At 65.7% G+C, this 5337-nt stretch carries 7 protein-coding genes; 1 reads left to right on the forward strand and 6 read right to left on the reverse strand.

The genetic code is table 11. The features are described 5' to 3' along the window. Positions 1 to 42 precede the first annotated feature (42 nt). The 5 genes from ACE3S9_RS14225 to nth form a co-directional block, all read right to left on the reverse strand. Positions 43 to 894: an SDR family oxidoreductase gene (locus ACE3S9_RS14225; RefSeq protein WP_374547143.1), complete on the reverse strand. Its 852-nt coding sequence runs from the start codon at positions 892 to 894 to the stop codon at positions 43 to 45. 5 nt (positions 895 to 899) lie between these two features. Continuing rightward, complete coding sequence (gene queG, locus ACE3S9_RS14230) at positions 900 to 2117, reverse strand: tRNA epoxyqueuosine(34) reductase QueG (protein WP_374547135.1); 1218 nt, start codon at positions 2115 to 2117, stop codon at positions 900 to 902. Further along, on the reverse strand, positions 2015 to 2707 hold the full coding sequence (locus tag ACE3S9_RS14235; RefSeq protein ID WP_374547136.1) for a glutathione S-transferase family protein: 693 nt from the start codon (positions 2705 to 2707) through the stop codon (positions 2015 to 2017). Before ACE3S9_RS14235 ends, queG begins: the two co-directional genes overlap by 103 nt. Before the next feature lie 149 nt (positions 2708 to 2856). Then, complete coding sequence (locus tag ACE3S9_RS14240; RefSeq protein ID WP_374547137.1) at positions 2857 to 3084, reverse strand: hypothetical protein; 228 nt, start codon at positions 3082 to 3084, stop codon at positions 2857 to 2859. A 174-nt stretch (positions 3085 to 3258) separates the two neighbouring features. Continuing rightward, complete coding sequence (nth, locus tag ACE3S9_RS14245; RefSeq protein ID WP_374547139.1) at positions 3259 to 3999, reverse strand: endonuclease III; 741 nt, start codon at positions 3997 to 3999, stop codon at positions 3259 to 3261. A gap of 50 nt (positions 4000 to 4049) precedes the next feature. Between nth and ACE3S9_RS14250 the strand changes: the two genes are divergently transcribed. After that, positions 4050 to 4610, forward strand: a complete 561-nt coding sequence (locus ACE3S9_RS14250) for a DUF2244 domain-containing protein (RefSeq protein WP_374547140.1) — start codon at positions 4050 to 4052, stop codon at positions 4608 to 4610. Between the two features lie 164 nt (positions 4611 to 4774). Here the strand turns inward: ACE3S9_RS14250 and ACE3S9_RS14255 are convergent, their stop codons facing one another. Next, positions 4775 to 5308, reverse strand: a complete 534-nt coding sequence (locus ACE3S9_RS14255; protein WP_374547142.1) for a methylated-DNA--[protein]-cysteine S-methyltransferase — start codon at positions 5306 to 5308, stop codon at positions 4775 to 4777. Positions 5309 to 5337 lie beyond the last annotated feature (29 nt).

Below are 5337 nucleotides of genomic sequence, written 5' to 3' on the forward strand. Positions count from 1 at the left end.
TCGAGTCCATGTCTTTGCGCCAGGCTCACGGCGATTTTACGATCATTCGCCCTGCGCCGCGAGGGCAGCCATCCCCTCGCGATAAGTCGGGAAGGCGAGCGCCACGCCGAGATCTCGCTTCATGCGGGCGTTGGAGACGCGCTTGTTCTCGCCATAAAAGCTACGTTGCATTGGGGTGAGCGGCGTTTCCTCGAAAGGCCTCTCCGGCGGCGGCTCGACGCCCAGCAGGCCCGCGGCATAAGTCACCACGTCCTGCGGCGGCGCCGGCTCGTTATCCGTGACGTTATAGACGCCGCCCGGCGCGGCGCGGACCAGGCAGGCGTCGATCGCCTGCACGATATCCGCGACATGGATGCGGTTGAAGACTTGCCCCGGTTTGACAAGGCGTCGGGCGGTCCCGTCCCTGAGTTTCAGCAGCACATTGCGCCCCGGCCCGTAAATGCCGGACAGACGCAGCACGTAAACCGCGCGCGCGTCCGTCGCCAGATCGAGCCATTGCTGCTCGGCGATCAGCCTTTGTTGGCTGCGGCGGTTGGACGGCTCGGTCTTCGCCGTTTCGTCGATCCAGGCGCCGCCGTGATCGCCATAGACCCCGATGGTCGAGAGATAGACGATCTTCTTCAGTCGCGGCGCGGCGGCGACTTCCGCCGCCAGTCGGCGCAAGACCGGATCGCCCGCCTCGTCCGGCCCGGCGCTGACCAGCAAAGCGTCGGCCTCGCGCAATGCCGTCAGCAGGCGCGGATCGACTTTTTCCGACGCGCCGTCGAAGGGCAGCAATTGCAGGCGGCCCGCCATCTCGATTTCCGGCGCGCGTTTGGTCGCGGTGACGCGGGCGAAAGCGCCGCCAGCTTCAGCGGCATAGAATCCGGCGGTATAGCCGAGACCGAAAATCATCAGGTTCACGAAACGCTCTCCCATTCCGCGCGCACGCCCGCGTCGCATTCGTCCGGTTGTTTCTGCGACGCCAGGGCGCGGAATTCCTTGCGCGCCAGCAATTTCGAAAGCGCCCAGACCGCCATGCCGCGCACCAGCGGCGAGTCATCGGCGAGCCGCGCCTCGGCCAAAGGCGCCAGCGTCGCATCGCCGGAATTGCCGATCGCCACCAGCACATTGCGCAGGAAGCGCGCGGCGCCAATGCGCTTGATCGGCCCGCCGGCGAATTTTTCGCGAAAGCCGGCCTCGTCCAGCCGCGCCAGTTCGGCGAGCGGCGGCGCGAGGAGATCCGCGCGCGCCCGCAATTTGGCCTCGCGCGCGTCCTGCGCATATTTGTTCCAGGGGCAGGCGGCGAGGCAATCGTCGCAGCCATAGATCCGGTTCCCGATTTTTTCACGCAACGCCCGTGGAATTTGTCCTCGCGCCTCGATGGTCAGATAGGACACGCACAGCCGCGCATCGATTCGATAGGGCGCGTCCAGCGCCCCGGTCGGACAGGCGTCGAGACAGGCGCGGCAGGAGCCGCAATGGTCGATTTCGGGCGCGTCAGGCGGCAGATCGAGCGTGGTGAAAATGCTGGCCAGAAACAACCAGGAGCCGAACTCGCGCGACACTAGATTGGTGTGCTTGCCCTGCCAGCCCAACCCCGCCGCTTCGGCCAGCGGCTTCTCCATAACCGGCGCGGTGTCGACAAAGACTTTCACGTCGCCGCTCTCGCCCAGTTCCTTGGCCCGCGCCAGCAGCGCGCCGGCCAGCAGCTTGAGCTTGCCCTTGATGACGTCGTGATAATCGCGATGGCGGGCGTAGACCGAAATATTGCCTGCCGTCTTGTCCCCCAGCGCCGCGAGCGGATCGCCCTGCGGCCCGTAATTCATGCCGAGCACGATAATCGAGCGAACCTCGGACCATAGTTTTTGCGGATCGCCGCGCCAGTCGCTCCGCTCGCTGAGCCAATCCATGTCGCCGTGGCGCGCTTCGGCCAGAAAGGCCGCCAGCCGCGCGGGCGCCTGCGGAATCGCATGCGGCGCAGCCACGCGGCACAGGTCGAAACCCTGCCGCGCCGCCTCCGCGCGCAAAAAACTCAGAAGTCGACTTCGGCGTAGATCGGATTGGTCGCCACGCCCGGCACGCGATCCGCCAGCAGCGGGCGGAAGCTCGGGCGGCTTTTCAGGCGCTGATACCATGATTTGGCCGGCTCTTCCTCGTCCCAGGGCGCGTCGCCGAGGAAATCCACGCAGGACAGATGGGCCGCCGCCGCGAGATCGGCATAGGTCATGCGGTCGCCCGCCAGCCACCGCCGCGTGGATTCCAGATAGGAAATATAGCGCAGATGATAGCGCACATTGGCGCGGGCCGCGCGCAAAACGTCCATATCCGGGGCGCCGCCGCCGATTTCGGTCGCGGTGAAGCGCTTGTAGACCTTTTCGGTCACCAGCCAGTTGGAGACTTCGTCGAAGAATTTCTCGTTGAACCAGGCCATCAGCCGGCGCACTTCCACCCGCGCCACCGGCGAGGGCGGCAGCAGGCGATGGTCTTCGAGCCGATCGCCAAGCGTTTCGTCGAGCCATTCCGCGATGGCCGCCGCGCCCGGAATGACGAGCCCGTTGTCTTCGACCAGGACCGGCGTCTGGCCGGCCGGATCGAGCATCAGGAATTCGCGGCGCCGCTCATGGACCCGCTCCTCGATCAGTTCCGCCTCAACCCCATATTCGCCCAGGGCGAGGCGGACGAAACGCGAATGGGGGCAAAGCGGGTGATGATAGAGCTGGGGCATGCCTGATCTGATTCAGCCAGACCGACGCGGCCGGTCGGTCGGGACGGTATAGAAGCGACGGCGCGCGCTCACAAGACGGCTTAACGCATAAAAGTTTAACAAATCCTTGCTTTGCTTGGGCTTGGCTTGGGCTTGGCGGGAGCGGACGCTCAGAGCCCGAGCCGCTCGGCAAGCGCGCGCAATTCGTGCGAATCCAGATAATCCGTCGTGGAAAAGCGGCGGGCGAGCGCGAAATCGAAATGGCTCCAGCCCGGCAAAGTCGCGACCGAGGCGTCGCGCTCCAGCAGTTGAATTTCCGGCGCGGCGTGCAAGCGGTCGCGGAGGACGTCATCCTCGTCGCCGTCCATCCAGCCTTCCAAATCCATCGGACCCAGCATGACCACCCCATCTCGCGGCAAATTTCGCCGTTGGGCATGCTGTCTTCCGCAGCCTGATCCGATTGTTCATATGACAACGGAGTGACAAGAGCAAGTTTTGCTACGCTCAACCTAGAGCAGCGTGCGAAAAAGTGCGCGCCGGTTCTCGCAAAAACGCTGCGAGAACAAAGGACTCTAGGGAGTGGGCGTTTTTCCCGCAAATTCGCACAGGTCGGCAATGGGGCAGACGGGGCAATCCGGCTTGCGCGCCTTGCAGATATAGCGGCCGTGCAGGATGAGCCAATGGTGGGCGTGAAACATGTATTCGTCCGGCACGATGGCGAGCAGGCCCCGCTCGACCGCTTCCGGCGTGGCGCCGCGCGCCAGCGGAATGCGGTTGGAGACCCGGAACAAATGGGTGTCGACGGCTATGGTCTTTTCGCCAAAGGCCACGTTCAGCACAACATTGGCGGTCTTGCGGCCGACGCCGGGCAGGCTCTCCAACGCCTCGCGGTTGCGCGGAACCTCGCCGCCATAATCCTCGATCAACCGGCGCGACAACGCGACCACATTCTTGGCCTTGTTGCGGAACAGGCCGATGGTCCTGATCTGCTCGCGCACCCCCTCCTCGCCCAGGGCCAGCATTTGCGCCGGCGTGGAGGCGATGGCGAACAGGCCCTTTGTGGCGCGGTTGACGCCGGCGTCCGTGGCCTGCGCGGAAAGCACCACGGCGACGAGCAGGGTGAAGGGATTGCTATAGTCCAGCTCGCTCTCGGGATGCGGATTGCGCGCGGCCAGACGGGCGAAAATTTCGTGAATGCGCGCCGGATCGACGGCGCCTTTCCGGCCCTTCGCGGGTTTCTTTTTCACCGCCGCGCTTTTGCCAGCCGGCGCGCGCGATCCGCTTTTGGCGGGAGAGGTTTTTGCTTTCATCATGCTGGAACTTAAGCGCATCGAGCGCGAGGCGACAAGCTGAAGGGACGAGAATGGACCGACGCGTGTATGAGGGCGAAGGCGCGAAAGACTTGCTGTTCGCGGCGCGCCTGCGCCCGAACCGCTCGCTGACGCGGCGCGGCCGCCGCAGGGTTCTGGCCGTTCTCGGCGCCCTGCAGGCCTTCGCCGGCCTCGCCTTCGCGCTACACGGCGCCTGGCCCGCCGCCCTGTTCCTCGCCTTGACCTGGACGCTGGTCGCCATCGCCTTCGCGCGCCGCGCCCGCGCCGCCCGCGCTTATGAGGATGTCGAACTCAGCGCGCTGGAGCTGCATTACGTGCGCGTCGGCCCGACGGGACGGCGGCGCGACTGGCGCTTCAATCCGCTCTGGGTCAGGCTTGCCGTCGCGCGCCATTCCGAATTCGGCGTCGAACGGATCGACCTGTTCTCGCGCCGAACGCGCGTGGAGATCGGGGCCATTCTGGGCCGCGCGGAAAAGACCCGCCTCGCCGAGGATCTGGCGCCGGCTCTCGCGCGGGCGCGGCGAGGCCCGCGTTTCGATCGCGTCTCCGAAATGAAAAAAGATCCCGAAATGAAAAAGGACCGCCTTGATTAAAGCGGTCCAAGTCTCAGGGAGGAAGCGCCTGCTTGCGCCGACGCATGTGACGGTGACGTCACAAATGAAAATCTAACGCCATTTCGCGCCGGCCTTATTGATTTGGCGCAAATCCCACGCGCGCGCGGGCGCTACAATCTGTCGCAGGCGGGCCGCGGGATCGGTCAGCAGCTTTTTTCGCGTTCGAGCAGGCGGCGCTTGCGCTCCAGCCCCCAGCGATAGCCCGACAGGGTGCCGTTGCTGCGCAGGATGCGATGGCAGGGAATGGCGATGGCCAGGATATTGGCCGCGCAGGCGCCGGCCACCGCCCGCAGCGCCGAAGGCGCGCCGATCCGCCGCGCGATTTCGGCATAGCTCGCGGTCTCGCCCGGCGGAACCGCCTGCACCGCCGACCAGACCCGACGCTGGAAATCCGTGCCGTCGATCGCCAAAGTCGGCGCGAACGGCGCCCAAGGACGATCCGCGAGACCGACCGCCGCCGTCAGCTCACGCGCCAGCGCCTGGTCTTTGCGCGTCAGATCGGCGCCGGGGAAAATCTCGCCAAGCTCGCGCCGCAGCCGCTCCGGGCTGTCGCCGAGCAGGATCGCGCAGACGCCGGCCGGACGCCGCGCCACCAGAACCGCGCCAAGCGTGGAGGGGCCGACCGCATAAGCGATCTCATCGTGACTTCCCTCGCCAAAGACCTGTGCCGGATCCATGCCTCTTGTCCGATCGGCTTGCCGAGAAA

The organism is Rhodoblastus sp. (genome assembly GCF_041915505.1).
Lineage (GTDB): Bacteria > Pseudomonadota > Alphaproteobacteria > Rhizobiales > Beijerinckiaceae > Rhodoblastus.